The following is a 23,969-nucleotide window of genomic DNA, read 5'->3' on the forward strand; positions in this document are numbered from 1 at the left end:
GAAGGGCTAATGGACCGAACGCCCCAGGATGCGCCGCGGCACGGCGGCCAGCTCAGGCACGGGGTAAGTGCTTTCGTACACCTTGATCTGGGTGATCTGCCCGGCCAGTACCGTGAAGTGAAAAGCAAAGTCGACCCGCATCAACTCGTTGTTGGCATTGAGCCGGGTCTCCAGCTCGCCGGTGGCGATGGCGTGGCAGCCCTCGGCCAGCACCTGCTTCACGGTGAAACGCTGTGGCGTGGCGCGTCGACGGTGCTGGGTGATGAAGTCGGCCACCTGCTCGCGCCGCTGTGCGGGCCCACTCCAGGGGATGACCAGCGAATTGTGCGGGATGTCCCAGACCATTTCAGGCGCCAGCAGGGCCGCAAAGCCCTCGGCGGCCTCACCGGCCTTCACCTGCTCGAAATAAAGCTGCACCACGGTACGGGTCTGCTCGGTGAGCGTTCCCATCGACAAGACGGTCGGACAATTCTGGAGGATCGACATGGCAACAAACACCCCGCGCAAGGACAGGCAAACTTGCCTGCTGAAATGATTTGAAAATCATTGTCGCAGAATAAATCAAATTTAATTTGATAAATTAGCTTGCTTACCGATGCAAATTCGGCCCCTCAGTCCCAATGGGTCTGGGCCAGGGCCTTGGCAATGGTCTGCCGCTTGACTGTCGGTTTGGGTACATGGAAGTCAAACCAATTGCGCACATCCTGGTCCAGCCCAATGCCATGCATGTAGTTGTAAATGGCCTTGCGCAAACCCTCGCCGAGGGCGTCGTGGTCCACCCCGGTCGGGTCGCGGAACGCGATGTCGTTGCGGGCAAACTGGCCCGGTGGCAGCGGTACCAGGCTGATGCCGTAGTCCTGCGGGTTCTGGCCCACGGGCGAATGCACCGTGCACACAAAGCGGTGCCAGAAGCCCGACTGGATGCAGCCGTTCTCGAACAGCTGACGCACGTACTCCAGCGCATCCACGGTGTCCTGCACCGTCTGGGTCGGAAAGCCATACATCAGGTAGGCGTGCACCAGGATGCCTGCGTCGGTCAGGCTGCGCGTCACCCGGGCCACCTGCTCCACCGACACGCCTTTTTTCATCAGCTTGAGCAGACGGTCAGAGGCCACCTCCAGGCCGCCGGAAATGGCAATGCAGCCGCTGTCAGCCAGCTGCTGGCACAGCTCGGGGGTGAAGGACTTTTCGAAACGGATGTTGCCCCACCACGAGATCGAGGTGCCGCGGCGCTGCAACTCTTGCGCGAGTGCCTTGAGCGACTTGGGCGGCGCCGCCTCGTCAACAAAATGAAAACCAGTCTGGCCGGTCTCGGCAACGATGGCCTCGATTCGGTCCACCAGGGTGGCTGCGCTGGCCGTCTCATAGCGCGAGATGTAGTCCAGGCTGACATCGCAGAAACTGCACTTCTTCCAATAGCAGCCATGGGCCACAGTCAACTTGTTCCAGCGGCCATCGCTCCACAGCCGATGCATGGGGTTGAGCATGTCCAGCAGCGACAGGTAGCGGTGGATCGGCAGGCCGTCCCAGGTGGGTGTGCCCACGTTTTCAAACGGCACCTCAGGCTGCTCCAGGTGCTGCCATTGCACCTGTCCTGTGGCCGCATCGCGCACAAAAGTGCGCACCAGGCGCTGACGCGAACGGCGCCCCTGCAGATGCTCCAGCAAAGCCAGCAAGGGGCTCTCGCCAGCGTCCAGAGTGACGTAATCAAAGTAGTCGAACACCCGGGGCTCGGCCAGCTCGCGCAGCTCGGTGTTGACGAACCCGCCGCCCAACACCGTGACCAGACCCGGGTGGCGCGCCTTGATGGCCTGCGCCACCCGGAAAGCCCCGTAAACCGCCCCCGGGAAAGGCACTGACACCAGCACCACCGTGGGTTCGTGGCGCGCCACGGCTTGCAGGGCCAGCTCGCACAAGGTCTCGTCCACCAGGTTGCGCGGCGCCGCCAGAGCCTCGGCCAGCGGGTCAAACGTGGGTTGCGCGGCAGCCAGTGACTCGGCATAGCGCACAAATTCGAAGCGCGGGTCCACCGCATCGCGCAGAACGTCGGCCAAATCGTTCAGGTACAGCGTGGCCAGATGGCGGGCGCGGTCTTGCTGCCCCAGCGCGCCAAATGCCCAGGCCAGCGGGTCTTCGCCCTCCTCGGCCAGGTACACCTCCAGGGATTCAAAACGCGGGCCCTCGGGCAAGAACTGCCGCCCGGCAATGCGGTGCGCCAGACTCAGATCACGCCCTTGCAGAAAGCCGATGGTGGGCTCCAGCGTGGCCAGGTAACGGTCGAATTGATCCAGAAACAAATTGACCCGAGCGCTGCGTTGCGCCTCTGGGCCGGCCTCGATCACGGCCCGGACCTCGCGCAGCCCCGCAGCCGAGAACAGCTTGAGCACCAGCGCCAGCGCCAGATCCTCCTGTCGCGCATCCAGCCCCTGGGCGCGCAAAAAGCCAGTGAGGTAGGCCGTGGAAGGGTAAGGCGTGTTGAGCTGCGTCATCGGCGGGATGACGGACAGGATGCGGACAGCGGCGGCAGACGACATGGAGACAGGCAAGGCAGAAAGGCAGGCAGGTAGGGCGGGCCGGTGTGGCGATAGCCCTGGAACGCCCCGAAAATGACCCGGCGGCCGCCCAGAACGGACGCCGGTTGATGCGATGATCATAGGCGCAGGCGCCGGGTGGATGGATCGATGAGGTCGATCCCCCTACAGGCCCGGCCCTTGTGCCCTCATTACATCCCCGCCCCACCATGGCCCTCACACCCTCGCCCGTGCTGCAGATCGAGCAGCTCTGCTTTGACTACCCGGCCCACAAGGGCCAGCCTGCCGTTCCGGTGCTGCGAGGTTTCTGCGCCAGCCTGCCCGCCGGGGTGACCTGGGTGAGTGGCGACGAGAGCTGTGGCAAGACCACCTTGCTGCATCTGCTGGCTGGCGAATTGCGCCCGCAGTCAGGCGAACTGAGCTTGCGCTGTGGGTCAACCCCCCTGACACCCGCCGCTGCAGCCTGGTCAGCCGAGGTGGCCTGGTGCGATCTGCGGGGTGCAGCAGACGATCCGCTCTACCCAGCCGACTGCTTTGCCCGACTGAAAAAACGCCACCCACATTTCGATGCCGCACTGCTGAGCGCAATGATCGAGGGCCTGGATCTGCACCCCCACCTCGACAAGGCCTTGTACATGCTGTCCACCGGCACCCGCCGCAAGGTGGCGCTGGCCGGTGTGTTGGCCAGCGGAGCCACGCTCATGCTGCTGGACGATCCCTTTGCCGCACTGGACAAGGGATCGATCGACTTCCTGCTCAGCCACCTAGCACACCAGGCCCAGTCGGCCGCCGGGCGGGCCTGGGTGCTGGCCGCCTACGTGGCGCCGCGCGGCGTGCCGCTGGCCACCCACCTTGATCTGGACGCGCTCAAGAGCCCTTGATCTTGTTCAGGAACAGGCGCAGAAAAAACACCCCCATGCACAGCATGAACACGATGCCGCCCAGGCTCATGAGGCCGTAGTCGGTCGAAATCAGGTCTTGAAAAGCCTTCATGGGAACACCCTTTCTTGGATTGGATGCCTCCACTGTCGGCGTCGGCAGGCCCCCTGCCCTTGCGAATTCTCAAGGCTGGCCGGGGGGCTTGAGCGAGGGCTGATGAAGATCAAGGAAACCGGGGTCTGCCGCGCATCCTGGTTCGGACAACATCGGGTTCAGAGTCACATCGCCGTCAGGAAATGAGGCCACCAGCTTCAACTCACCTCCCAAAGCCCGGATGTACTCACGCAGCGTGCTGACATGCATGTCATTGCGACGTTCTAGCTTGGAGATGGCGGCCTGTTCAATGCCCATCGCCGTACCCACATCCGACTGGGTCATTTGACGTGCCTGCCTCACGGCCTGCAGTTGCATGTCCACCCACATGGCCTCGGCCCGCGCCGCGGCGCGGGCCTGAGCCTCCGGGGACATCCTGGAGCGCAATTCACTGAATTTTCCGGCCATGGTTCAGCCCTTCCTTCCGCAATGCTTCGAGGTGCGCCTGATACAGCCGATCTGCCACAGGAACTTGCTCGCGGTACCAACGATCGTCACCCGTTTTGTCACCCCCCAACAGCAGGATGGCGCTGCGTCGCGGGTCGAACGCATAGAGAATTCGCAACGGGCGCCCCTGATGCTGCACACGCAGTTCCCGGAGATGAGGAAATCTGGAGCCCGCCACCCCAGAACTGTGTGGAAAGCCCAATTGAGGCCCCAGTTGCTCCAGCAAGCGCACCGACGCGTCAATGGATTCCTGGGCAGCCTCTGTCAGCAAACCCCACCACTGCCCGAACTCGTCGGTGTATTCCACGTCCCAGCGCTGAGTCATTATTCCTCCAGAGGACTTTTTTCTCAAGCTCAACCTGGAGGCATCAGAACAATCGCTCCGGGGCTTGCATGCAGGGCCTCAGCATGCGATCGCCCAGCCCTCACGACGTTTCAAATGGAAATTCGGGTGTCAAGAACGCATGGAATCGACCCGCTGCTCAGCGCCCACCAATCCCCATCGCCCGGGTGATCACCTCTTTCATGATCTCGTTGGTGCCGCCGTAGATGCGCTGCACGCGGGCGTCGGCGTAGGCGCGGGTGATGGGGTATTCCCACATGTAGCCATAGCCGCCGTGCAGCTGCACACATTCGTCCATCACCTTGCATTGCAGATCCGAGCACCAGTACTTGGCCATGCTGGCGGTGGCGGTGTCGAGCTGGCCCGCCTGCAGCAGTTCGATGCACTTGTCGACAAAGACTCGGGCCACCTGCACCTCGGTCTGCAGTTCGGCCAGGGTGTAGCGGGTGTTCTGGTAGCTGGCCACGGGCTGACCGAAGACCTTGCGCTCTTTCACATAGGCCAGGGTCCAGTCGATGGCGGCCTGGCCTGCGGCCACAGCACCGATGGCGATCTGCAGGCGCTCCCAGGGCAGTTGCTCCATGAGGCAGATGAAGCCACGGTTGAGCTGATCGGCACCGCCCAGCACGTTGTCGGCGGGCACACGCACGTTGTCAAAGAAGAGCTCGGAGGTGTCCTGTGCCTTCATGCCCAGCTTTTTCAGGCGCTTGCCCTTCTCAAAGCCTGGCATGCCACGCTCGACCAGCAACAGGCTGGTGCCCTTGGCACCGGCAGCCGGGTCGGTCTTGGCCACCACGATCACCAGATCGGCATGCCAGCCGTTGGTGATGAAGGTCTTGCTGCCATTGAGCAGGTAGCTGCCATCGGGCTGCAACAAGGCCGTGGTCTTCACGCCTTGCAGGTCGCTGCCGGCACCGGGCTCACTCATGGCGATGGCCCCTACCAGCTCGCCGGTGGCCATGCGCGGCAGGTAGTGCTGCTTCTGGGCTTCGGTGCCGTAATGCAGGATGTAGGGGGCCACGATCTCGTTGTGCAGGCCGAAGCCGATGCCGCTGAAGCCGCCGCCCGACAGCTCTTCCATCTGCGCCACCGAGTACAAGCGGTCAGCCCCGGCCCCGCCGTATTCCTCAGGCAAGGTCATGCAGAGAAAGCCGTTCTCGCCGGCCTTGCGCCAGACCTCCCGGTCCACATAGCCTTGTTCCTCCCAGTCAGCGTGAAAGGGCTCGATCTCCTGTTTGCAGAAGCGGCGAAAGCTGTCACGGAAGGTTTCGTGATCGGGGCTGAACAAGGTACGCGCAATCATGGTGGTGTCTCCTGGTGGGCAGGTCGCCCATTTATGAAAAGCAAATGCTTTGCAAAATTATGCCGTGAAGCGCTGCCGGAATCCATGCGCCGGCTTTACAAGGTTCACGCTTCAGTTACCTGCGCGGCTGCCGAAAACCCGGTAAGCCGCCTCACAACCCTGCCAGGAGCCCTGCTTGAACGTCACCAACAGCGTCGCATTGAACGTTGCCGTCAACGTCTTGGAGAAACCGATCTCCCAGATTGCGCATGCCCTGGGGGTGCCCAACAGTGTCGATGTGCCGGCATTGGTGAAGGGGGCCGCCACAGTGGCCATGCTCTACAACATGCCCACCGCCGCTGCGGCAGGCCTGCTGACGGTGGGCAGCGCCACGGGCCTGTTGGGCAGCCAGCTCGACGTGTTTGCCTGAACGGCGGCAGGGCACCCCTGCGCCGCCATCCTTGCCGCCCGATCCGGGCTTTTTGGCTTTGTCTCCATTTTTACAGAGCAATTGCTTTGTAAAAAATATACTGCAGGGTCCAATCACCCCATTTGCTGCGGCCGGCTTTCGCCTGCCGGCAGCCCAGCCTCTGGAGACAAGCCATGACCGAAGCCTATGTGTTCGACGCCATCCGCACGCCGCGGGGCAAAGGCAAGAAAGACGGCAGCCTGCACGAAGTCAAACCCGTGAACCTGCTGGCCGGCCTGCTCAACGACCTGCAGTCGCGCAATGGTTTTGACACCGCCCTGGTCGACGACGTGGTGATGGGCATCGTGTCACCGATCGGCGAGCAGGGCTCGGTGCTGCCCAAGGTGGCCGCACTCAAGGCGGGCTGGGATTTCCGGTGTGCCGGGGTTCAGGTGAACCGCTTTTGTGCCTCGGGCCTGGAGGCCGTCAACCTGGCGGCCCAGAAGGTGCGCTCGGGCTGGGAGGACCTGGTGGTGGCCGGCGGCGTGGAAAGCATGAGCCGGGTACCCATTGGTTCGGACGGCGGCGCCTGGGCCCAGGACCCCGAAACCAACTCGGCCACCCTGTTTGTGCCCCAGGGCATCGGGGCCGACCTGATCGCCACGCTCGACGGCTTCAGCCGCGCCGATGTCGACGCCTTTGCCCTTGAATCGCAGCGCCGCGCCACCGCGGCACGGGCCGCCGGCTACTTCTCGCGCTCGGTGGTGCCCGTGCGCGACTTTCTCGATCAGGTGATCCTGGAAGAAGACGAGTTCATCAAGCCCCAGACCACGCTTGAGGGCCTGGCCGCGCTGAAGCCCTCGTTCGAGCAACTGGGCGCCCTGGGCTTTGACGCCGTGGCGCTGCAACGCTACCCCCAGGTCGAACGAATCAACCATGTGCACCATGCCGGCAATGCTTCGGGCATTGTCGACGGGGCCGCGGCGGTGCTGATCGGCTCCGAGCAGGCAGCCCGTCAGCACGGTCTGGCACCGCGCGCCCGCATCGTGGCCACAGCCCTCAGCGGCGCCGACCCCACCATCATGTTGACCGGGCCCGTGCCGGCCACCCTCAAGGCGCTGGCCCGCGCGGGTCTGAACATCGGGCAGATCGACCTGTTCGAGGTGAACGAGGCCTTCGCAGCCGTGCCCATGCGCTTCATGAAAGAGCTGGGCGTGCCCCACGAGAAGGTCAATGTGAACGGCGGCGCCATCGCCTTGGGCCACCCGCTGGGGGCCACGGGCGCCATGATTCTGGGCACCCTGATCGACGAGCTGCACCGGCGCCAACTGCGCTACGGCCTGGCCACGCTGTGCGTGGGGGGCGGCATGGGCATTGCCACCATCGTCGAGCGGCTGTGAGTCACAGCCCCGCTCGCTCCATCCCCAACCCGAACACCCCGACGGAGACACGGCCTTGAAAACCATCCGCTACGAACTTGCCGACGGCATCGCCACCCTCACCTTTGACGAGACCGGCTCGGCCGTCAACACCATGTGCCAGGCCTGGCAACAAGACCTCAGCACGGTCACCCAGCGCGTGCTGGCCGACCGGGCCCAGCTCAAGGGCCTGGTGCTGGCCTCAGCCAAGACCACCTTCTTTGCCGGCGCCGACCTGAAGGCCACGATGCGCCTGCAGCCCGACGATGCCAGTCGCGTCTTTGCCGACATCGAACAGACCAAAAAGAACTTTCGCACCCTCGAGACCCTGGGCATTCCGGTGGTCAGTTGCCTCAATGGCACCGCCTTGGGCGGTGGATGGGAAGTGGCCCTGATCGGCCACCACCGCGTGGCCGTGGACAACCCCAAGATTCAGTTCGGTCTGCCCGAAGTCACCCTGGGCCTGATCCCCGGCGCCAGCGGCATCACCAAGATGACCCGCCTGCTGGGCCTCATGGGTGCCCAGCCCTACATCCTTGAAGCCCGCCTGTTCAACCCCCGTGAGGCCCTGGAGCTGGGCCTGGTGCACGAACTGGTCGGCGACGCAGAACACCTGCGGCCCGCTGCCCTGGCCTGGATTGCCGCTCACCCCGAGTCACGCCAGCCCTGGGATGACAAGAACTACAAGATGCCTGGCGGCACCCCCGCCAACCCCAAGATCGCCAGCGCGCTGACCGTGGCCCCGGCCATGCTCAAAAAAACCACCCGCGGCCTGTACCCGGCGCCTGAAGCCGCCCTGGCTGCCATGGTCGAAGGGGCCCAGGTCGACTTCGACACCGCCTTGCGCATCGAAAGCCGTTATCTGGCGCGCTTGATCACCAGCCCCGTGGCCAAGAACATGATCAACACGTTCTTCCACAACATGAACGCGATCAAGAGCGGCCAGTCGCGTCCAGGCAGCGCGGCGCGCTTCAAGCCGCACAAGGTAGGCATCCTGGGCGCCGGCATGATGGGCGCGGGCATCGCCTACGCGCAGGCCAGCCGGGGCATTGCCACCGTGCTCAAAGACGTCAGTGTCGAGCAGGCCGAGGCGGGCAAGGCCTACAGCCAGCGCATCACCCAGCCCCGGGTCGACAAGGGCCGACTGAGCCCGGCCGATCAGCAGGCCCTGCTGGCGCGCATCCACACCACCGATCAGGCGGCCGACCTGCAGGGCTGCGACCTGATCATCGAGGCGGTGTTCGAGAACCGCGAACTCAAGGCCCGCGTCACCCGCGAAGCCGAGCCCCAACTGGCCGCCGGTGGCTTTTTTGCCAGCAACACGTCTACCCTGCCCATCAGCGGCCTGGCCCAGGCCAGCGCCCATGCCGAGCGCTTTGTGGGCATCCACTTCTTCAGCCCGGTCGACAAGATGAAGCTGGTCGAGATCATCCGGGGCCACCAGACCAGCGACGACACCGTGGCCCGCGCCTTTGACTACGTGCAGGCGCTGGGCAAACTGCCCATCGTGGTCAACGATTCGCGCGGCTTCTACACCAGCCGAACCTTCGGTACCTATGTGATGGAGGGCGCTGCGATGCTGGGCGAAGGCATTCCGGCCCCGGTGATCGAAAACGCTGCCGTGCAGGCAGGCATGCCGGTGGGCCCGTTGGCGGTGCTCGATGAAACCGCCCTGACGCTCAGCGTGCACGTGCTCGACCAGACGCGTGCCGACCTGGCCGCCGCCGGGCAAACTTACCACCCAGGGGCGGGTGAACTGCTGGTCGAGCGCATGGTCAAAGAGCTGAACCGCCCGGGCCGGGCCGGCGGCGGCGGTTTCTACGACTATCCGGCCAGCCAGAAAAAGCGCCTCTGGCCCGAGCTGCGCCCCCTGTTTGAAAAGCCCGGCCACGCCTGGGACTTGCAGGAGGTCAAAGACCGCCTGCTGTACCGACAAGCCATCGAGACGGCACGCTGCCTGGCCGAAGGGGTGTTGACCAGCGTGCACGACGCCAACATCGGATCCATCTTCGGCATCGGTTTTCCGGGCTGGACCGGGGGCGCACTGCAGTTCATCTACGGCATGGGGGTGGCGGCCTTCCTGCAGCGCGCGGACGAACTGGCCCGTCGCCATGGAGCGGGCTTCGCGATCGATGCTGCAACCCGCACAGCCATCGAGAAGCACCACCCGGTGTATTGAAGCGGCGGGGTCGGGCATTGCGATGGCAATGCCTTGCCTTGGGTCAAGCTGGCGATAATCCCGGGATGCCCATGCCCCCCGCCCCCTCTGCAGATGCGGCCGCCGAAACCCGGCCGCGCCCCCGTTCCCCCAGCGATCTGTTCTTTTCGTTCAGCATCCTGGCCCTGCAGGGCTTTGGGGGGGTGCTGGCGGTGGTGCAGCGCGAGCTGGTCGAAAAAAAGAAGTGGATGACGAACGAAGAGTTCGTCGAGGAATGGGCCGTGGCGCAGATCATGCCCGGCCCCAATGTGGTCAACCTTTCGGTGATGCTGGGCGATCGCTACTTTGGCTGGCGCGGTGCCATGGCCGCCCTGTCGGGCATGCTGGCATTCCCCACCCTGATCGTGCTGGCCCTGGCTACGCTTTACGTGCAGTACGCCCAACATCCACAGGTGGCAGGTGCCTTGCGCGGGATGGCCGCGGTGGCCGCCGGGTTGATCGCGGCCACGGCCTTCAAGCTGGCGGCCCCTCTCAAGAAGCACCCGCTGGGCCGGGCCGTGTGCGCCTTGCTGGCCGCGGCCTGTTTCGTGCTGGTGGGCTGGCTGCACCTGCCCCTGGGCTGGGTGGTGCCCGGCCTGGGCCTGCTGGCCTGCGGCCTGACCTGGCGAAAGATCGCCCCATGAGCCTGCACTTCGAAGCCCTCCAATGGCTGCAGTTGCTGCTGCATTACGCCTCACTGTCGCTGCTGGCTGTGGGTGGTGCGATCAGCCTGGTGCCCGACATGCACCGCTACCTGGTGCTGGAACAGCATTGGCTGACCGAGGCCCAGTTCAATGCCTCGATCGCGATTGCGCAAGCGGCCCCGGGGCCCAACGTGCTATTTGTCGGCCTGATGGGCTGGAACGTGGGCTTGAACGCCGCCGGTGGCAGCGGCCTCAGCGCCCATGCCGCCACGTTGGGCGTGCTGGGCATGGCCTGCACCATGCTGGGCATGCTGGTGCCCAGCACCGTGCTGACCTGGGTGGCCACCCGCTGGGCCGCCCGCTACCAACAGCACCGGGCCATCCGGGCCTTCAAGCAAGGCATGGCCCCCTTGGTGATCGGCTTGCTGCTGGCCACGGCCTGGACACTGGGCAGTGTCAGCGGCGACCCGCGCCAGGATGGCGCCCTGTGGGCCCTGAGCGCTGTGGCCGCCTTGCTGGTCTGGCGCACCCGCATCCACCTGCTGTGGCTGCTGGCGGCCGGGGCCTTGCTGGGGGCCCTGGGCTGGGTCTGAGAACGCGTTGACGATCTCGCATGGGTCGATGGGAAATCGTCAAAGCCGTCTACAAGCCCCTGCCTGACACTCACATCAGCCGGGCGAACAATTCGTTGCGGAAGTGGATGCCGAGCCGCGCAAAGGCCCGGTTGCGATAGGTCTTGACCGTGGCCAGGCTCAAACCCAGATCGGCGGCCACGCCGTCCTGGGTGTAGCCGCGCAGCAATCGCTCGCAGACATCGAGCTCACGCTCCGTCAGGCCTTGCTGCAAGGCCTGCAGGCGCTCACGCCAGGCTGCTTGCGTCGACCCCTGGGCCGGCGGACTCACCTGCAGATGCTTGCGCACCAGGGCCAGCAGCGCCGGTGACCAGGCCTCGAAGTCGCCCAGTTGGGCGTCGCTGAAGGGCCGCTGGTGCTGGTGGCGGTAGAAGTTCACGGCAAAGATGCACTCCGGCCCCTCGGCCTCGACAATGGACACCCGCTCGGCCACGCCATGGGCCTCGTACACGCAGGCGCGGTGGTCCTGGGGGACCTCGCGCGCAGTGATGTGGCACAGCTGCAGCGGCACCGAAGGGCCCGCCGACTCGCTGTGCAGGCTGCGATCACGCGCGTAGGGGCCAGCCAGATAGGCATGCCAGCAAGCCTGGGTGGTGTCAGGCACACCATGGCTGGCGGACATGAACAGGGCGGGCTGACACGCCAGCCCGGTGCGGTACACCGACCACGAGGCCGCCGGCAGCAAGGGGCTCAACGCAGGCAGCAAATCAGCGGCAAAGCCCTCTTCACCCAGACGGCAGATGGCCTGGGCCATCACGCCCCCGGCCAGGGCCGGTGAGTTGCTTTTGCCAGGGGTCCATTTCCTCATGGCTGTCATCTTCTGGGATGACAGGCGGTCAGCGCCACCGGATTTACGCTAAGGCACGCCCAAACGGAGTGCCCATGTCCCTGTTCGTATCGCCCAGTTTTCGCCCCTTCGCCGACCTGCAGGTGCAGGTCGGCATCCCCCAGGATGTGGGGCCAGGCCCGCACGGCCACCGGCGCGTGGTGCCCATCCTGGGCGGTCAGGTCCAGGGGGTGGGCTGGAAAGCCCGGGTGCTGCCGGGTGGTGCCGACTTCCAGCTGCTGCTCAGCGACACCCTGGCCGAGCTCGACGCCCGCTACGTGCTGGAAACCGAAGCCGGCGAGCTGATCTACGTGCACAACCATGCCCTGCGCCGCGCCGAGCCAGAAACCATGGCCCGCCTGGTGCGCGGCGAGCCGGTGGACCCGGCACAGGTGTATTTCCGCTGTGCGCCCCGCTTCGAAACCAGCGCTCCCACGCTGCGCTGGATCACCGAGCGCCTGTTCATCGGCAGCGGGGTGCGCGAGCCCAGCGCCGTGCTGATGCGCTTCCACGAACTGCTTTGACCCACCCGCTTTCGCGACACACAACACACAACATCGATCGGCCCTGAAGGAGACACCATGCACAACAAGAACCCCCGCCGCCTCGCCTGCCGCTGGCTGGGCACCGCCCTGACGGCCGCCACCCTGGGCACCCTGGCCACCTCGATGGCCTGGGCCCAAAGCCCGGCGGCCAGCTACCCCAACCGCCCGGTGCGCCTGATCGTGGGCTTTCCGGCCGGCACCGGGCCAGACATCGTGGCACGACTGCTGGCGCAGAAGATGTCGGAGGCCTGGGGCAACACCGCCGTCGTGGTGGACAACAAGCCCGGCGCCGGCGGCCTGATCGCCGCCAGCGAAGCGGCCCGCGCCCCAGCCGACGGCTACACCCTGATGCTGGGCGAGACCGGCCAGTTGAGCATTGCCCCCAGCAGCTATAACCGCCTGCCCTACGACCCCGCCAAAGACTTTGCTGCCGTCAGCCAGGTGGTGACCTCGAACTTCGTGCTGCTGGTCAACCCGCAGAAGGTGCCGGCCCGCAGCACCAAGGAGTTCGTCGACTGGACGCGCAGCCAAAAGGGCCTGTTCATGGCCACTTTCGGCGCGGGCACCCCGGGCCACTTCGGGGCCTACATGTTCGGTGACGCCATCGGCATCAAGCCCGAAGCCGTGCACTACAAGAGCACAGGCGATGCCCTGGGCGGCCTGTTCAGCGGCGACGTGCAGGCCGTGTTTGCCAGCGTGGGCCTGGCGGTGCCGAATGTGAAGGCCGGCAAGCTGCTGGCCCTGGGCAGCAGCGGCGCCACCCGCAGCGCCAGCCTGCCCGATGTGCCCACCCTGAAAGAACAGGGCTACGCGGGACTGGAATTCAACTCCTGGTTCGGCGTGGTGGCGCCCGCGCGCACGCCGCCCGACATCCTGGCCAAGCTGAACGCCGACATCGTGAAGGCCGTGCGTTCGCCCGAAGGCCGGCAGAAGATGGAAGACGCCGGCTTTGCCGTCACCGGCACGTCGCGCGAAGAGTTTGGCCGCATCATCGCGGCCGACACCGTGACCTGGGGCAAGGCCGTGGCGGCCACGGGGTTCAAGGCGGATTGAGGGCCAGGGGCCCACCGCGGGCCCCAACCGATCAGAGCAGCCTTGTCAGACCAGCCTCATCAGGCCCGCGACACCAGTGGAAAGCGCTCGGGCTCGCGAATGGATTCCAAGGACAGGTCGATGTCCAACTGGGGCCAATAGAGGTGATCCGAGGAAGGCCATTGGACGTCGACCAACTGGATGGCCGTGGCCCGCTGAAACCAAGGGAAATCGCTGAAGCTGAGTGTCAGATGCTCCTCACCGACGCGCAACGAAAGGCTTTGTGTCGAGACATGGGTGACTTCACACCCCGAAGTGATGGCGCCATGCATGGTGGATCTCCTGCAAATTGACCTCAATCATCGATTTGGCCAGATTCAACTGGGTGGAAGATAGGCCTCTATTTTCCGCCAAATGCACCGCTGGCGTGATCCAGAACTTGGCCTCACCGCCGGTGATGTTGCACATGAACATGGGTCCTGATCACTTCGCGATCGAGTCGCTCGATGCGAGCGCCCCAGGATGAGTGGCGAGAGGTACAGTGATCAGTCGCAAGCACGGATGCCCAGCCCTACATTGATTCGTTTCATGCACCAATACCTGCAAGTATTGCAATTTACGAAACTTGCAACTGGGCTGACAATCGCCGGCCATGCCAAACCAGCCCGCCCCGCGCCACGGTGGCCAGGGGGCCCACAAGGAGACCTATGTTGTTGACCGATTCCGTTGCCACGCCTCACCCGATCTCTCGCCGCCGCATCGCCGGCTGGCTGGGTGCCACCGCCCTGGCCCTGGGCAGCCTGAGCGCCCAGGCCGACACCTGGCCCAGCAAACCCATTCGTTTTGTGGTGCCCTTCGGGCCGGGCGGTGCCAACGACCTGGTGGCCCGAGCCGTGGCCGAAGCCACGGCACGCCAGCTGGGCCAGGCCATCATCATCGACAACAAGCCGGGCGCAGGCTCGGTGCTGGGCGCCGAGATCGTGGCCAAGTCGGCCCCGGACGGCTACACCTTCCTGGCCCCTGCGGCCGGTGTGGTGACCAACGCGATGATCAAGGCCAAGATGCCCTACAAGGAAGACGATCTGGTGCCGGTAGCCATGATGGCCGTCAGCCCCTCGGTGATCGTGGTGCCGGCGGACTCGCCGATCAAGGACCTGAAGGGCCTGCTGGCGGCCTCCAAGACAGGCCCGGGCCTGAACTTCTCGACTGCCGGCACTGGCAGCACCCCCCATTTTGTGGCGGAGATGCTCAAAAAGAGCGGTGCCAAACTGCAGGTGGTGCCCTACAAGAGCGGCTCTGAAGGCGTGGTCGCCGTGGTGGGCAAGCAGGTGGATGCCACCTCCGAAGCCAGCGTAGTCGTGCTGCCACAGATCAAGGGGGGCAAGCTGAAGGCCGTGGCCTCGACCTGGAACCGCCGCATCGCCGCCATGCCCGACATCCCCACCGCTGAGGAGCAAGGCTTCCCGAACATCTTCATCGGGCATTGGTCGGGTGTTTTCGCCCCCAAAGGCACACCGGAGGACATCCTGGACCGCATGAACCGGGCCATCGACGCGGCGGTCAAATCGCCTGAGCTGCGGGCCCGACTGATCCCCCAGGGCATTGACCCTGCCGGTGGCACCCGCGCCGATTTCGTGAAGTTCATCAACGCGGAAAAGGCCCGCCTGGCACCGATTGCCAAGGCCTCGAACATGCGTGAAGACTGAGCCCGGACGGTCACAGCCATGAATCACAAGAAACTCTGGAGACAAGCCGGCCACTGGATCACCGCCCTGAGCCTGGGCGCCGCCCTGTGCGGCCAGGCGCTGGCGGCCGAACTGCATGTGCTGAGCTCGGGTGGCTTCACCGCCGCCTACAAGCAACTGGTGCCGGGCTACGAAAAGGCCTCGGGCGATCAAGTGGTCTCGGGCTATGGCGCCTCGCTGGGCGGCGCGCCCGACTCCATCCCCAGCCGGCTGGCCCGCCACGAGCCGGCCGACGTGGTGATCCTGTCAGTCCCGGCCCTGGAAGCCCTGGTGGCCGCCGGCCAGGTGCGGCCTGGCAGCCGGGTGGACCTCGGTCGCTCGCTGATCGGACTGTCGGTGCGCAAGGGCACGCCCAAACCCGACATCAGCAGCGTGGAAGCCTTGAAAAACACCTTGCTGCAAGCCCACTCCATCGCCTATTCGGCCAGTGCCAGCGGCACCTACCTGTCCACAGTGCTGTTCAAGCAATTGGGGGTGGCTGATCAGATCAAGGACAAGGCCCGGCGCATCGTGAGTGAACGCGTGGGCAGTGTGGTGGCACGGGGCGATGCTGAACTCGGCTTCCAGCAGGTCAGTGAACTGCTGCCCATCGAGGGCTTGGACTTTGTCGGCACCCTGCCCGATGAGGTGCAGGAAGTGACGATCTTCGCCGCCGGCATCACCACCGAAGCACGCGAGCCCGAAGCAGCCAAGGCGCTGCTGCGCTACCTGTCCTCTGCCGAGGCGGCACCGGCGATCCGTCAGACCGGCCTGGATCCGATTCCGGCCAAGCCCTGAGCACAATCGCCCTGCCAATCGCCCTGCCAATCGCCCTGGCTCAGAGCCCGTCCAGCAAGGCGGGCAGGCCCTGAGCCGCGGTGCAGCGCAGCAGCACATCAGCCAGGGCATCGAGTTCGGTGGGCTGCGGGTTGAGCACCACCACCCGGGCTCCGGCCTCACGGGCCGTGAACACCAAGCCGGCCGCCGGGTAGACCGCACCGGCCGTGCCTGCCACCAGCATCACATCACACGCCGTGGCAGCCTGCTCGGCCGCACGCAACGGGGCCTCAGGCAGCGACTCGCCAAACCAGACCACACCGGGCCGAACCAGGCGCCCACAGACCGTGCAATGGGGCGGGTGACCGGGCGCCAGCGCTGACGGCTCACAAGGCACCCCCATGGGGTGAGCCTGCGAGCAGGCTGGGCTGGGGCCGCCCAGCCAGTGATCTTCAAAAATCTGCCCATGCAAGGACAGCACATCGGGGCTGCCGGCACGTTGATGCAGGCCATCGACGTTTTGCGTGATCAGGGTCAGGCGGCCTGGATGGGTGAGGGCAAAGGCCGCGAGGGCTCGGTGCCCGGCATTGGGCGCCACCTTGGCAATGGCCTCGCGGCGAAAGCGGTACCAGTCCCAGACCGTGGCCGGGTCGGCGCGAAAGCCGATTTCCGTCGCCAGTTGCTGCGGATCGAACTGCGCCCACAGGCCTTGTTGAGCATCACGGAAGGTCGGAACACCCGACTCCGCGCTGACCCCAGCCCCCGTGAGCACCGCCACCCTCGGCGCGTCGGCCAGCCAGCCGCGCACCTGAGCCAGCCCCCTTGCCAGGGCCGCGGCCGGATCGGACGCCATCACAGGCGTTGGCGCAGCGCCTCGTACAGGCACACGCCGCTGGCCACCGACACATTGAGGCTTTCCACCGCGCCGTGCATGGGGATGTTGACCAGCTCATCGCAGGTCTTGCGGGTGAGTTGACGCATGCCATCCCCCTCGGCGCCCAGCACCAGGGCGGTCGGGCCCTTCAGATCCACCTGGTAGAGGGTCTTGGGCGCGTCACCACTGGTGCCGATGCACCAGATGCTGCGCTCCTTGAGCTCACCCAGCGTGCGCGCCAGGTTGGTCACCATGAAGTACGGCACGGTCTCGGCCGCGCCACTGGCCACCTTGGCCACGGTGGCGTTGATGCCGGCGGCGTGGTCCTTGGGCGCAATCACGGCATGCGCACCGGCCCCGTCGGCCACCCGCAGGCAGGCCCCCAGGTTGTGCGGATCGGTGATGCCATCAAGCACCAGCAGCAAGGGAGGTTCCTTGATCTGGTCGAGCAGGTCGTCCAGCGACTTGACCTGGGCCACGGCCTCGACCCGGGCGGCCACGCCCTGGTGGCCGTGGCTGCCGGCCAGTTTGGCCAGGCGCAGCCCGTCGGCCTCGATCAGGCGCACACCGGCTTCGCGCACGCGCTCCAGGAACTGGCGCATGCGCGCATCACGGCGCGTGGGCTCGAAGTAGATTTCGATGATGGTCTGGGGCGCGGTCTTGAGCCGCACGCCCACGGCGTGAAAGCCGAACAGCACTTTGGGGGATGACATGGGGCCCGATTATCCCCGCAGTGCGCCGTTCAAACGCCAGTGGGCTGAATCCGACCGGCTTCGATCGTGATGCGGCGCTCACAGCGCGCTGCAATCGCCTGGTCATGGGTGACCAACACCAGGGTGGTCCCGAACTCGCGGTTGAGTTCGAACATCAGCTTCATGACGGTGTCGCCCGTGGCAAAGTCCAGGCTGCCGGTGGGCTCATCGGCCAGCAGGACCGCAGGCTCGACCACGAAGGCGCGTGCCAACGCCACGCGCTGCTGCTCGCCGCCCGACATGACGCGGGGGTAATGCCCGAGGCGCTGGCCCAGGCCCACATGGCGCAGCATTTCGGCCGCCGCGGATCGGGCATCGCGCCGGCCGGCCAGCTCCAGGGGCAGCATCACGTTTTCCAGCGCCGTGAGGTTGCCCATGAGCTGAAAGCTCTGGAACACAAAACCCACCCGCCGGGCCCGCAACGCGGCCCGGGCGTCCTCATCCAGCGCGAACAGATCGTGACCGTCCAGGCGCACCGTGCCCTGCGAGGGGGTGTCCAGGCCCGCCATGATCGACAGCAAGGTGCTTTTGCCCGAGCCTGAGGCCCCCACAATGGCGGCAGTCTCCCGGGCCGCCAGTCGGAAATCGATGTCACGCAGAATGTCCAGCGTGCCCGTGGAATCGGTGACCGACTTGAAGATGTGTTCGACCGAGACGATCGCTGGCGAGAGGGCTTCAGACATGAAAGGTGGGGCGTGTTGAATGCAATGAAGATGCAACTGGCAATGCCAGCCAGGGGGGGTGCTCGGCGCCACTTTATCCTGAGCGGCGCCAGTCTGATGTTGGCGGGGTCATGTGGCGCCCTGATGAAGGCCCAAGCCGCCACGGTACCGACGGTGCTGGTGCTTGGCGACTCGCTGAGTGCCGAGTACGGATTGCGCCGCGGCAGTGGATGGGTGGCCTTGCTGGCCGAGAAAGCCCAGGCTGAAAAGCAGCGCTTCCAGGTGATCAACGCCAGCATCAGTGGCGACACCACCTCGGGCGGTCGAGCTCGACTGGGGGCATTGCTGGCCCAGCACAAGCCGCAAGTGGTCGTGATCGAACTGGGGGGCAACGACGCCTTGCGGGGCCTGCCCATCAAGATGACCGAGGACAATCTGACCCAGATGGTGCGCGCGTGCCAGAAAGCCGGCGCCCGGGTCTTGCTGGTGGGCATGCAGGTGCCCCCAAACTATGGGGCCGCCTACACCGAGGATTTTTCGCGCACCTTTGCCCGGGTGGCCGCGGCCGAGAAGGCCGCCCTGGTGCCGTTTCTGCTGAAGGGCATCGCCGATGGGCCAGATGCTGAACGCCTGTTCCAGGCCGATCGCATCCACCCCCGCGAGGAGGCGCACCCCCGCATGCTGACCAATGTGTGGCCCGAACTGCGCCGACTGCTGAAGTAAGGACTGCAGCCTGACCGGCTCAAGCCTGGGGCGCTGCGCCCGGCGCAGGGGCCTCGGCACTGGCTTCGTCAGCGTCGTCAGGCTCGTCGGCCTCTGGCGGCAGCCCCAGGGCCTTGCGATCCGCTTTGGCCTTGAGTTTTTCTTCTTTCTTGCGCTTTTTCGCCAGTTCTTTTTGACGCTTTTCGTAGCCGTAATTCGGTGTTGCCAAGTCGGGTTCTCCTTATCGAGTTGAAGTCCACTGTAACACCCGCCGGACGCCACTCAACCCGCAGTGGGCGCAGTGCCGCTGGCCGACTCGGCCGGCCAGTGCACCGCACCGCGGTAGGCATGCCAGCTGGCATGCCCCAGCCAGGGCCCCACCAGGACGATACCGCCCCCCCAGGGCCACAGAGCAGCCACCACCAGCGCGGTGATCAGCGCCCCCCATAACAGCATGACACCGGTGTGGGTGAACACCACCCGCAGGCTGGTGATGGCCGCCGTGATGGCGTCGGTGTCGCGGTCGAGGATCATGGGGATGGACACCACCGCCATCGAATAGACCAGGCTGGCGAACACGCCACCGACAACCGCGTAGACGGCCACGAACTCCCAGTTGTCAGGGTTGAAGATCGCGTCGATGACCCCGGTGGTGGACGGCATTCCGGTATTGAAGAACACCGCGAACACCACCAGCGAGGCGCGCCCCCACAGCAACTCGAGCACGATCATGACCAACACCAGCATGGCCATGCTGCCCAGATGTCGGTCCCAGCAGGTGATGGACAGGCCCAACTCAGGCCGCTGACCGCTTTCGCGGCGGCGGCTCACGTCGTATAGGCCCATGGCCATGAAGGGTCCCACGAGCAGGCAGCCCGAGGCGATCGACATGGTGTATTCGGGGCTGCTGCGGAACACCCAGCCCAGCAACAAGGCCATGCCCCAGAAACAAAGCCCATAAAACAAAGCAATGCCCGGCGCGGCGGCCACATCGAGCGCGCCACGCTGCAACCAGCGCAGGGGATCGGTCCATCGCAGCGCGGCCAGGATCAGGCGGTCGGCTTCTGCGCTGTCGGGGTGGTGATCCGGGCCGTCCACCGGTGCAGGGGTGGCGGCGGGCCCTTGAAGGTCAGGGTGCGGCAGGGGTGCGGCCATGGCGGAGGTTTCCTTTCGATGGCCCGGGATGCCCGGGCCAATGCGCAGGCTAGCCCGGCAGGGCCTGCCGCGGTACTCAGGAAACTACCAACCCGGCCGCAAATCGCTCAACGGCCCGACAAGTGCGAGGCCAGCGCCTGCGCCAAGTCGGCCTGAAGATCCTGCACCGCCTCCAGGCCAATCGAAAAGCGCACCACGGTGCCGGGGCGAAGGTGGGCCTGTGGCCGGCTGCGCATGCTGGGCAGGTGGTAGGGCACCACCAGACTGATGGGACCGCCCCAGCTGTAACCCAGCTTGAACAGGCGCAGCGCGTCGCAGAAGCCGTCGACCTGCGCTGCGCTGTAGCGCTCGTCCATCACCACGCTGAACAGGCCCGCCGCCAGGGCGGGTTGTCCCTGGGCGCCGCACAGCGCCTGCCAATGACCATGCCCCGGCGCGCCCTCCAGGGCCGGATGCAGCACCTGCGCCACCGCCGGCTGGGATTGCAGCCACCCGGCCAGGGTGCGGGCCGCCTGGTCATGCGCCTGATACCGCAGGGCGATGCTCGGCAGTGAGCGCAACACCGACTCGACGTCGTTGGCCCCCACGCCCAGGCCCAGTCGCATGTGGGTGCCCTTGAGGCGCAGATGCAGGGCCTCGTCGCGGGTGATGACGCTGCCCATCAGCACGTCGCCACCGCCACTGGGGTACTTGGTCAGGGCCTGCGCGCTGATGTCCACACCCCAACCGGGCCCCAGATCGAAAGGCTTGAACGCCAAGCCGGCGCCCCAGGTGTTGTCGAGCGCGCTGATCACACCGCGCTCACGGCAGATCGCAGTGAGGGCAGGCAGGTCCGGGAACTCCATCGTGACGGAGCCAGGCGCCTCCAGCCAGACCAGTCGGGTGCGTGGGCCGATGCGGGCGGCCAGATCGGCCGGGCTCAAAGGGTCGTACCACTGGTGGGCAATCCCCCAGCGGGCCAACTCCCCCTCGGCCAGGGCCTTGTTGGGGCCATAGGCGTTGTCCGGAATCAAAATCTCGTCGCCCTGGCTGAGCAGCGCCAGGGCGACGTTCGCCAGGGCGGCCAGGCCACTGGGCACCAGCAGGCATTGCAGACCGCCTTCCAACTGGCACAGTCGCTCTTCCAGCGTGAAAGTGGTGGGCGTGCCGTGCAGGCCGTAGGTGTAGCCTGTGCGGCTGCGCCAGTCGCGGTTTCGCATGGCCGCGGTGTCGGCAAAAATCACCGTCGAGGCTTTGTGCACAGCCGGCTGAGGCGCCTGAAAGCCTGCTGGCGGCTGGTAGGGGTGGTGGATCAGTTGGGTGATCGGATCGCGGGAGTCGGGGCTTGAATCGGTCATGGTCCGATGTTATCGCCGCATGCCGCCCCCTGCTGCTCGCCGTCGCTTGTGGTAGCTTCAACGCCAAACACCCCCGCACTGCCCGCCATGAGGCAGTCACCGAGCCCGGAAGCCGCTGTGAAAAACGACCGCCTGCATCGCCTGTTCCCATTCCTCAATTGGCCACGGCCATCCCGTGAAACCCTGCTGGGCGAATTTGCCGCGGGCATGACGGTGGGGCTGATGCTGCTGCCGCAGGGCGTGGCCTATGCCGCTTTGGCTGGCATGCCCCTGATCACAGGGATTTATGCCTCGATCGTGCCGGCGGTGGTGGCCGTGTTATGGAGTTCATCGACCCGCCTGGGCGTGGGCCCGACGGCCCTGAGCAGCCTGTTGATCGGGGCGTCGCTGTCCGGCCTGGCCGAACCGGCCAGCGACACCTGGGTGGCGCTGGCAGTCTGGCTGGCCCTGATGTCGGGGGGCTTGCAACTGCTGTTGGGTCTGGGGCGCTTCGGCTGGCTGCTGAACCTGGTGAGCTCACCGGTGCTCTCCGGCTTCACACAAGCAGCCGCCTGGCTGATCCTGGGCTCGCAGATGCGCGCCCTGACTGGGTTGCAGCCCGACAGCCATGACTGGCTGGCGCTGGGCCAGCATGACCTGATCGCGCTGGGCTTCGGCGCCGGCTCTCTGGCGGCCCTGCTGCTGGCCAAACGTTGGCTACCGCGCTGGCCGGCGGCCATGCTCATCGTGGTGGTGGCCAGCGTCCTCAGCGCCAGCCTTGGCTTTGCCCAGTCGGGCGGCGCCGTGGTGGGTGCCCTGCCCTCCGGCCTGCCCCACTTGTATTGGCCAGGCGGCCTGTCGATGAACGCTTTTTCACAATTGGTGATGCCAGCCCTGGTGATCACACTGATCAGCTTTCTGGAGACCGCCTCCAGTGCGAAGGTCGAAAACCAGCGCGGGGGCACGCAATGGAATGAAAACCAGGATCTGATTGGCCAGGGCCTGGCCAAGATCGCCTCGGGCTTGAGCGGCTCGTTTCCCATCAGTGCTTCGTTCTCGCGCTCGGCCATCAACCTGTATGCAGGCGCCAAAACCGGATGGGCCACCCTGTTCTCAGTCATGCTGGTGGTGGTGGTGCTGTTGTTCCTGACCCCCTACATGTACCACGTACCGCAAGCCGTGCTGGCGGCCATCGTGGTGGCGGCGGTCTTGAATCTGGTACGTCCGATGCAGCTGATCGGCCTTTGGAAGATCTCCAAGGTCGAGGCCTTGACCGCCGGCGCCACCTTTGTGCTGACACTGGTGACCGCACCTCAGCTTTACTGGGGGGTGTTGGCTGGCCTGGTGGCCAGCCTGACCCATTTCCTGTATCAGCGCCTGCACCCCCGCATCATCGAGGTCGGCCTGCACGCCGACGGCAGCCTTCGTGACCGCCATCTGTGGCACCTGCCCCCGCTGGCGCCCCACCTGTATGCCCTGCGCATGGACGCCGAACTTGACTTTGCCTCGGCCAGCACACTGGAGCGCAACATCGTCGACCACCTGGCGCGCCACCCGGACACGCAGTGCGTGTGCCTGTATGCCCAGCCGATCAACCGCATTGACGTGACCGGCGTGGAAGCCTTTCAGCAGATCATGCTGATGCTGCATGAGCGCGACATCACGCTGGTCATCAGCGGACTGAAATTACCAGTTGATACTGTTTTACGACGTGCCGGATGCCTCAAAGAAGGACCGCTGCTGAAAACCTATCGAACCGATCTGGAAACACTGACAGCACTGCATCACTTGTCGTCAAATGGGTAAAGTGGGCAATAAGCACCACAATTTGTCACTTAGCGCCGAAGGGCGTACTGTTAAACTTCGCAAAACTCTTGTCCGTCCTCCACTCGTGTCCCCCTCCCAGGCTCCTGCACCGATTGACCTCAGCAGTCTTCGTCTCGACACCGCCCTGGCGTTGCTGGCACAAGATGAGGATTTGCACCACCCTGCATCAGAGAGCCCCACAGGCTATCTGCAGCATCTGATTGATGGCCTTTGTGAGCTGTCACTCAAAGACCCGCTGACCGGACTGGCCAATCGACGTCAATTTCGTGCCGTACTGGAACGCGAGGTCGACCGAGTGACCCGAACGGGTGAATCAGCGCTGCTGTTGATGCTGGACATCGATCGCTTCAAACTGGTCAACGACGGGTTCGGCCACCCTGCGGGCGACATCGTCCTGCAATCGGTGGCCAACACCTTGGCGAATTGTGTGCGCCCCATGGACACCCTGGCCCGCTATGGGGGCGAAGAGTTCGCCGTGGTGCTGCCGGGCTGCCAGGCGGCGTTCGGGCGAGCCGTTGCCGAGCGCATCCGATCTATCGTGGAATCCACGCCCATCACCATCGCCCCGGGCGTGGCCATCAACGTGACCGTCAGCATTGGAGGGTCGTTCACCCTGCCCTGGGTCCGATCGCCGATTTCCCTTTGGATCGAGCGGGCTGACCACCAGTTGTATCGGGCGAAATCGGAGGGTCGCAACCGTGTCTGCCTGGATTTCCCTCCAGACAGCACGGTGAGTGCAGAAGAAAAGGGATTGCTGTTCTATGACGTCCACAATCAGGACGGCATTGGAACTTCAACCGATCAAAGTGACCCGGCCGACAGCGCCAACCGAAAGTGAACAG

The 23,969-nt window shown here is 65.3% G+C and carries 28 protein-coding genes; 13 read left to right on the forward strand and 15 right to left on the reverse strand.

Annotation, left to right across the window (positions count from 1 at the left end):
• Positions 1-6: 6 nt before the first annotated feature.
• Positions 7-450 (reverse strand): nuclear transport factor 2 family protein, encoded by a 444-nt coding sequence (locus tag AC07VS_RS06690; RefSeq protein WP_494750536.1) that lies wholly within the window; start codon positions 448-450, stop codon positions 7-9.
• A 161-nt stretch (positions 451-611) separates the two neighbouring features.
• Entirely contained in the window at positions 612-2,534 is a 1,923-nt protein-coding gene (locus AC07VS_RS06695; protein ID WP_494750537.1) for a B12-binding domain-containing radical SAM protein, read from the reverse strand.
• A gap of 206 nt (positions 2,535-2,740) precedes the next feature.
• On the opposite strand from AC07VS_RS06695, the gene AC07VS_RS06700 reads away from it, so the two are divergent.
• Positions 2,741-3,412, forward strand: coding sequence for an ABC transporter ATP-binding protein (locus AC07VS_RS06700; protein ID WP_492346434.1), 672 nt, complete (start codon positions 2,741-2,743; stop codon positions 3,410-3,412).
• On the opposite strand, the gene AC07VS_RS06705 is transcribed toward AC07VS_RS06700, so the two are convergent.
• The 4 genes from AC07VS_RS06705 to AC07VS_RS06720 all read right to left on the reverse strand — a co-directional run bounded on the left by AC07VS_RS06705 (position 3,399) and on the right by AC07VS_RS06720 (position 5,656).
• Entirely contained in the window at positions 3,399-3,524 is a 126-nt protein-coding gene (locus AC07VS_RS06705) for a DUF3149 domain-containing protein (RefSeq protein WP_492346433.1), read from the reverse strand. The genes AC07VS_RS06700 and AC07VS_RS06705 overlap by 14 nt on opposite strands.
• Before the next feature lie 69 nt (positions 3,525-3,593).
• Positions 3,594-3,971: an XRE family transcriptional regulator gene (locus AC07VS_RS06710; RefSeq protein WP_492346432.1), complete on the reverse strand. Its 378-nt coding sequence runs from the start codon at positions 3,969-3,971 to the stop codon at positions 3,594-3,596.
• Entirely contained in the window at positions 3,952-4,335 is a 384-nt protein-coding gene (locus AC07VS_RS06715) for a type II toxin-antitoxin system RelE/ParE family toxin (protein ID WP_494750538.1), read from the reverse strand. Before AC07VS_RS06715 ends, AC07VS_RS06710 begins: the two co-directional genes overlap by 20 nt.
• Before the next feature lie 157 nt (positions 4,336-4,492).
• On the reverse strand, positions 4,493-5,656 hold the full coding sequence (locus AC07VS_RS06720) for an acyl-CoA dehydrogenase family protein (protein WP_494657368.1): 1,164 nt from the start codon (positions 5,654-5,656) through the stop codon (positions 4,493-4,495).
• A 175-nt stretch (positions 5,657-5,831) separates the two neighbouring features.
• Here AC07VS_RS06720 and AC07VS_RS06725 point away from each other — a divergent pair, with 175 nt between their 5' ends.
• From AC07VS_RS06725 to AC07VS_RS06745, 5 genes are all read left to right on the forward strand, one after another.
• Positions 5,832-6,065 carry a hypothetical protein gene (locus tag AC07VS_RS06725; RefSeq protein ID WP_492346429.1) on the forward strand — a complete coding sequence of 78 codons (234 nt, stop codon included), beginning with the start codon at positions 5,832-5,834 and terminating at the stop codon, positions 6,063-6,065.
• Between the two features lie 173 nt (positions 6,066-6,238).
• Complete coding sequence (locus tag AC07VS_RS06730) at positions 6,239-7,444, forward strand: acetyl-CoA C-acetyltransferase (RefSeq protein ID WP_492346428.1); 1,206 nt, start codon at positions 6,239-6,241, stop codon at positions 7,442-7,444.
• Between the two features lie 55 nt (positions 7,445-7,499).
• Positions 7,500-9,641, forward strand: a complete 2,142-nt coding sequence (locus AC07VS_RS06735; RefSeq protein ID WP_494750539.1) for a 3-hydroxyacyl-CoA dehydrogenase NAD-binding domain-containing protein — start codon at positions 7,500-7,502, stop codon at positions 9,639-9,641.
• Positions 9,642-9,706: 65 nt separating this feature from the next.
• On the forward strand, positions 9,707-10,303 hold the full coding sequence (locus AC07VS_RS06740; protein WP_494657364.1) for a chromate transporter: 597 nt from the start codon (positions 9,707-9,709) through the stop codon (positions 10,301-10,303).
• Positions 10,300-10,896 carry a chromate transporter gene (locus tag AC07VS_RS06745; protein WP_494750540.1) on the forward strand — a complete coding sequence of 199 codons (597 nt, stop codon included), beginning with the start codon at positions 10,300-10,302 and terminating at the stop codon, positions 10,894-10,896. Before AC07VS_RS06740 ends, AC07VS_RS06745 begins: the two co-directional genes overlap by 4 nt.
• Positions 10,897-10,966: 70 nt before the next feature.
• Here AC07VS_RS06745 and AC07VS_RS06750 read toward each other — a convergent pair whose 3' ends face one another.
• Positions 10,967-11,743 carry a LuxR C-terminal-related transcriptional regulator gene (locus AC07VS_RS06750; RefSeq protein WP_492346424.1) on the reverse strand — a complete coding sequence of 259 codons (777 nt, stop codon included), beginning with the start codon at positions 11,741-11,743 and terminating at the stop codon, positions 10,967-10,969.
• A 74-nt stretch (positions 11,744-11,817) separates the two neighbouring features.
• Here AC07VS_RS06750 and AC07VS_RS06755 point away from each other — a divergent pair, with 74 nt between their 5' ends.
• Positions 11,818-12,285 carry a DUF3237 domain-containing protein gene (locus AC07VS_RS06755; RefSeq protein WP_492346423.1) on the forward strand — a complete coding sequence of 156 codons (468 nt, stop codon included), beginning with the start codon at positions 11,818-11,820 and terminating at the stop codon, positions 12,283-12,285.
• Between the two features lie 57 nt (positions 12,286-12,342).
• Positions 12,343-13,359: a Bug family tripartite tricarboxylate transporter substrate binding protein gene (locus AC07VS_RS06760; protein WP_492346422.1), complete on the forward strand. Its 1,017-nt coding sequence runs from the start codon at positions 12,343-12,345 to the stop codon at positions 13,357-13,359.
• A 59-nt stretch (positions 13,360-13,418) separates the two neighbouring features.
• Here the strand turns inward: AC07VS_RS06760 and AC07VS_RS06765 are convergent, their stop codons facing one another.
• Positions 13,419-13,670 (reverse strand): DUF2442 domain-containing protein, encoded by a 252-nt coding sequence (locus tag AC07VS_RS06765; protein ID WP_494750541.1) that lies wholly within the window; start codon positions 13,668-13,670, stop codon positions 13,419-13,421.
• A complete protein-coding gene (locus AC07VS_RS06770) occupies positions 13,642-13,806 on the reverse strand; it encodes a DUF4160 domain-containing protein (protein ID WP_494750542.1) in 165 nt (54 codons plus the stop codon). The genes AC07VS_RS06765 and AC07VS_RS06770 overlap by 29 nt, the downstream gene beginning before the upstream one ends.
• A gap of 239 nt (positions 13,807-14,045) precedes the next feature.
• Between AC07VS_RS06770 and AC07VS_RS06775 the strand changes: the two genes are divergently transcribed.
• Entirely contained in the window at positions 14,046-15,044 is a 999-nt protein-coding gene (locus AC07VS_RS06775; RefSeq protein WP_494750543.1) for a Bug family tripartite tricarboxylate transporter substrate binding protein, read from the forward strand.
• An 18-nt stretch (positions 15,045-15,062) separates the two neighbouring features.
• Entirely contained in the window at positions 15,063-15,860 is a 798-nt protein-coding gene (locus tag AC07VS_RS06780) for a substrate-binding domain-containing protein (protein WP_494750544.1), read from the forward strand.
• A 40-nt stretch (positions 15,861-15,900) separates the two neighbouring features.
• Here AC07VS_RS06780 and AC07VS_RS06785 read toward each other — a convergent pair whose 3' ends face one another.
• The 3 genes from AC07VS_RS06785 to AC07VS_RS06795 are packed head-to-tail and all read right to left on the reverse strand — an operon-like array spanning position 15,901 to position 18,148.
• Positions 15,901-16,692, reverse strand: coding sequence for an SIR2 family NAD-dependent protein deacylase (locus AC07VS_RS06785; RefSeq protein ID WP_494750545.1), 792 nt, complete (start codon positions 16,690-16,692; stop codon positions 15,901-15,903).
• Positions 16,692-17,426 (reverse strand): 23S rRNA (guanosine(2251)-2'-O)-methyltransferase RlmB, encoded by a 735-nt coding sequence (rlmB, locus tag AC07VS_RS06790; RefSeq protein ID WP_494657359.1) that lies wholly within the window; start codon positions 17,424-17,426, stop codon positions 16,692-16,694. The genes AC07VS_RS06785 and rlmB overlap by 1 nt, the downstream gene beginning before the upstream one ends.
• 29 nt (positions 17,427-17,455) lie before the next feature.
• Complete coding sequence (locus AC07VS_RS06795; RefSeq protein ID WP_494750546.1) at positions 17,456-18,148, reverse strand: ABC transporter ATP-binding protein; 693 nt, start codon at positions 18,146-18,148, stop codon at positions 17,456-17,458.
• A 123-nt stretch (positions 18,149-18,271) separates the two neighbouring features.
• Between AC07VS_RS06795 and AC07VS_RS06800 the strand changes: the two genes are divergently transcribed.
• Positions 18,272-18,850, forward strand: a complete 579-nt coding sequence (locus tag AC07VS_RS06800) for an arylesterase (protein ID WP_494750547.1) — start codon at positions 18,272-18,274, stop codon at positions 18,848-18,850.
• 19 nt (positions 18,851-18,869) lie between these two features.
• On the opposite strand, the gene AC07VS_RS06805 is transcribed toward AC07VS_RS06800, so the two are convergent.
• The 3 genes from AC07VS_RS06805 to AC07VS_RS06815 all read right to left on the reverse strand — a co-directional run bounded on the left by AC07VS_RS06805 (position 18,870) and on the right by AC07VS_RS06815 (position 21,321).
• Entirely contained in the window at positions 18,870-19,058 is a 189-nt protein-coding gene (locus tag AC07VS_RS06805; RefSeq protein WP_492346413.1) for a hypothetical protein, read from the reverse strand.
• Between the two features lie 53 nt (positions 19,059-19,111).
• The gene (locus AC07VS_RS06810; protein ID WP_494750548.1) at positions 19,112-19,984 is read right to left on the reverse strand and encodes a DUF2189 domain-containing protein; all 873 of its coding nucleotides are present in this window, start codon (positions 19,982-19,984) and stop codon (positions 19,112-19,114) included.
• Positions 19,985-20,091: 107 nt separating this feature from the next.
• Positions 20,092-21,321, reverse strand: a complete 1,230-nt coding sequence (locus AC07VS_RS06815; protein WP_494750549.1) for a PLP-dependent transferase — start codon at positions 21,319-21,321, stop codon at positions 20,092-20,094.
• 87 nt (positions 21,322-21,408) lie between these two features.
• Here AC07VS_RS06815 and AC07VS_RS06820 point away from each other — a divergent pair, with 87 nt between their 5' ends.
• Positions 21,409-23,106 carry a SulP family inorganic anion transporter gene (locus AC07VS_RS06820; RefSeq protein ID WP_494750550.1) on the forward strand — a complete coding sequence of 566 codons (1,698 nt, stop codon included), beginning with the start codon at positions 21,409-21,411 and terminating at the stop codon, positions 23,104-23,106.
• Complete coding sequence (locus AC07VS_RS06825) at positions 23,099-23,965, forward strand: GGDEF domain-containing protein (protein ID WP_494657354.1); 867 nt, start codon at positions 23,099-23,101, stop codon at positions 23,963-23,965. Before AC07VS_RS06820 ends, AC07VS_RS06825 begins: the two co-directional genes overlap by 8 nt.
• The last annotated feature ends 4 nt before the right edge of the window (positions 23,966-23,969 follow it).

This window comes from Curvibacter sp. GW821-FHT01G03 (genome assembly GCF_059422285.1).

Bases quoted from the DNA above. Each gene is read 5' to 3' on its own strand.
- AC07VS_RS06690 (WP_494750536.1), bottom strand. From the start codon at position 450: ATGGGAACGCTCACCGAGCAGACCCGTACCGTGGTGCAGCTTTATTTC.
- AC07VS_RS06695 (WP_494750537.1), bottom strand. From the start codon at position 2,534: ATGTCGTCTGCCGCCGCTGTCCGCATCCTGTCCGTCATCCCGCCGATG.
- AC07VS_RS06700 (WP_492346434.1), top strand. From the start codon at position 2,741: ATGGCCCTCACACCCTCGCCCGTGCTGCAGATCGAGCAGCTCTGCTTT.
- AC07VS_RS06705 (WP_492346433.1), bottom strand. From the start codon at position 3,524: ATGAAGGCTTTTCAAGACCTGATTTCGACCGACTACGGCCTCATGAGC.
- AC07VS_RS06710 (WP_492346432.1), bottom strand. From the start codon at position 3,971: ATGGCCGGAAAATTCAGTGAATTGCGCTCCAGGATGTCCCCGGAGGCT.
- AC07VS_RS06715 (WP_494750538.1), bottom strand. From the start codon at position 4,335: ATGACTCAGCGCTGGGACGTGGAATACACCGACGAGTTCGGGCAGTGG.
- AC07VS_RS06720 (WP_494657368.1), bottom strand. From the start codon at position 5,656: ATGATTGCGCGTACCTTGTTCAGCCCCGATCACGAAACCTTCCGTGAC.
- AC07VS_RS06730 (WP_492346428.1), top strand. From the start codon at position 6,239: ATGACCGAAGCCTATGTGTTCGACGCCATCCGCACGCCGCGGGGCAAA.
- AC07VS_RS06740 (WP_494657364.1), top strand. From the start codon at position 9,707: ATGCCCATGCCCCCCGCCCCCTCTGCAGATGCGGCCGCCGAAACCCGG.
- AC07VS_RS06745 (WP_494750540.1), top strand. From the start codon at position 10,300: ATGAGCCTGCACTTCGAAGCCCTCCAATGGCTGCAGTTGCTGCTGCAT.
- AC07VS_RS06750 (WP_492346424.1), bottom strand. From the start codon at position 11,743: ATGAGGAAATGGACCCCTGGCAAAAGCAACTCACCGGCCCTGGCCGGG.
- AC07VS_RS06755 (WP_492346423.1), top strand. From the start codon at position 11,818: ATGTCCCTGTTCGTATCGCCCAGTTTTCGCCCCTTCGCCGACCTGCAG.
- AC07VS_RS06760 (WP_492346422.1), top strand. From the start codon at position 12,343: ATGCACAACAAGAACCCCCGCCGCCTCGCCTGCCGCTGGCTGGGCACC.
- AC07VS_RS06765 (WP_494750541.1), bottom strand. From the start codon at position 13,670: ATGCATGGCGCCATCACTTCGGGGTGTGAAGTCACCCATGTCTCGACA.
- AC07VS_RS06770 (WP_494750542.1), bottom strand. From the start codon at position 13,806: ATGTGCAACATCACCGGCGGTGAGGCCAAGTTCTGGATCACGCCAGCG.
- AC07VS_RS06775 (WP_494750543.1), top strand. From the start codon at position 14,046: ATGTTGTTGACCGATTCCGTTGCCACGCCTCACCCGATCTCTCGCCGC.
- AC07VS_RS06780 (WP_494750544.1), top strand. From the start codon at position 15,063: ATGAATCACAAGAAACTCTGGAGACAAGCCGGCCACTGGATCACCGCC.
- AC07VS_RS06785 (WP_494750545.1), bottom strand. From the start codon at position 16,692: ATGGCGTCCGATCCGGCCGCGGCCCTGGCAAGGGGGCTGGCTCAGGTG.
- rlmB (WP_494657359.1), bottom strand. From the start codon at position 17,426: ATGTCATCCCCCAAAGTGCTGTTCGGCTTTCACGCCGTGGGCGTGCGG.
- AC07VS_RS06795 (WP_494750546.1), bottom strand. From the start codon at position 18,148: ATGTCTGAAGCCCTCTCGCCAGCGATCGTCTCGGTCGAACACATCTTC.
- AC07VS_RS06800 (WP_494750547.1), top strand. From the start codon at position 18,272: ATGAAGGCCCAAGCCGCCACGGTACCGACGGTGCTGGTGCTTGGCGAC.
- AC07VS_RS06810 (WP_494750548.1), bottom strand. From the start codon at position 19,984: ATGGCCGCACCCCTGCCGCACCCTGACCTTCAAGGGCCCGCCGCCACC.
- AC07VS_RS06815 (WP_494750549.1), bottom strand. From the start codon at position 21,321: ATGACCGATTCAAGCCCCGACTCCCGCGATCCGATCACCCAACTGATC.
- AC07VS_RS06820 (WP_494750550.1), top strand. From the start codon at position 21,409: ATGAGGCAGTCACCGAGCCCGGAAGCCGCTGTGAAAAACGACCGCCTG.
- AC07VS_RS06825 (WP_494657354.1), top strand. From the start codon at position 23,099: ATGGGTAAAGTGGGCAATAAGCACCACAATTTGTCACTTAGCGCCGAA.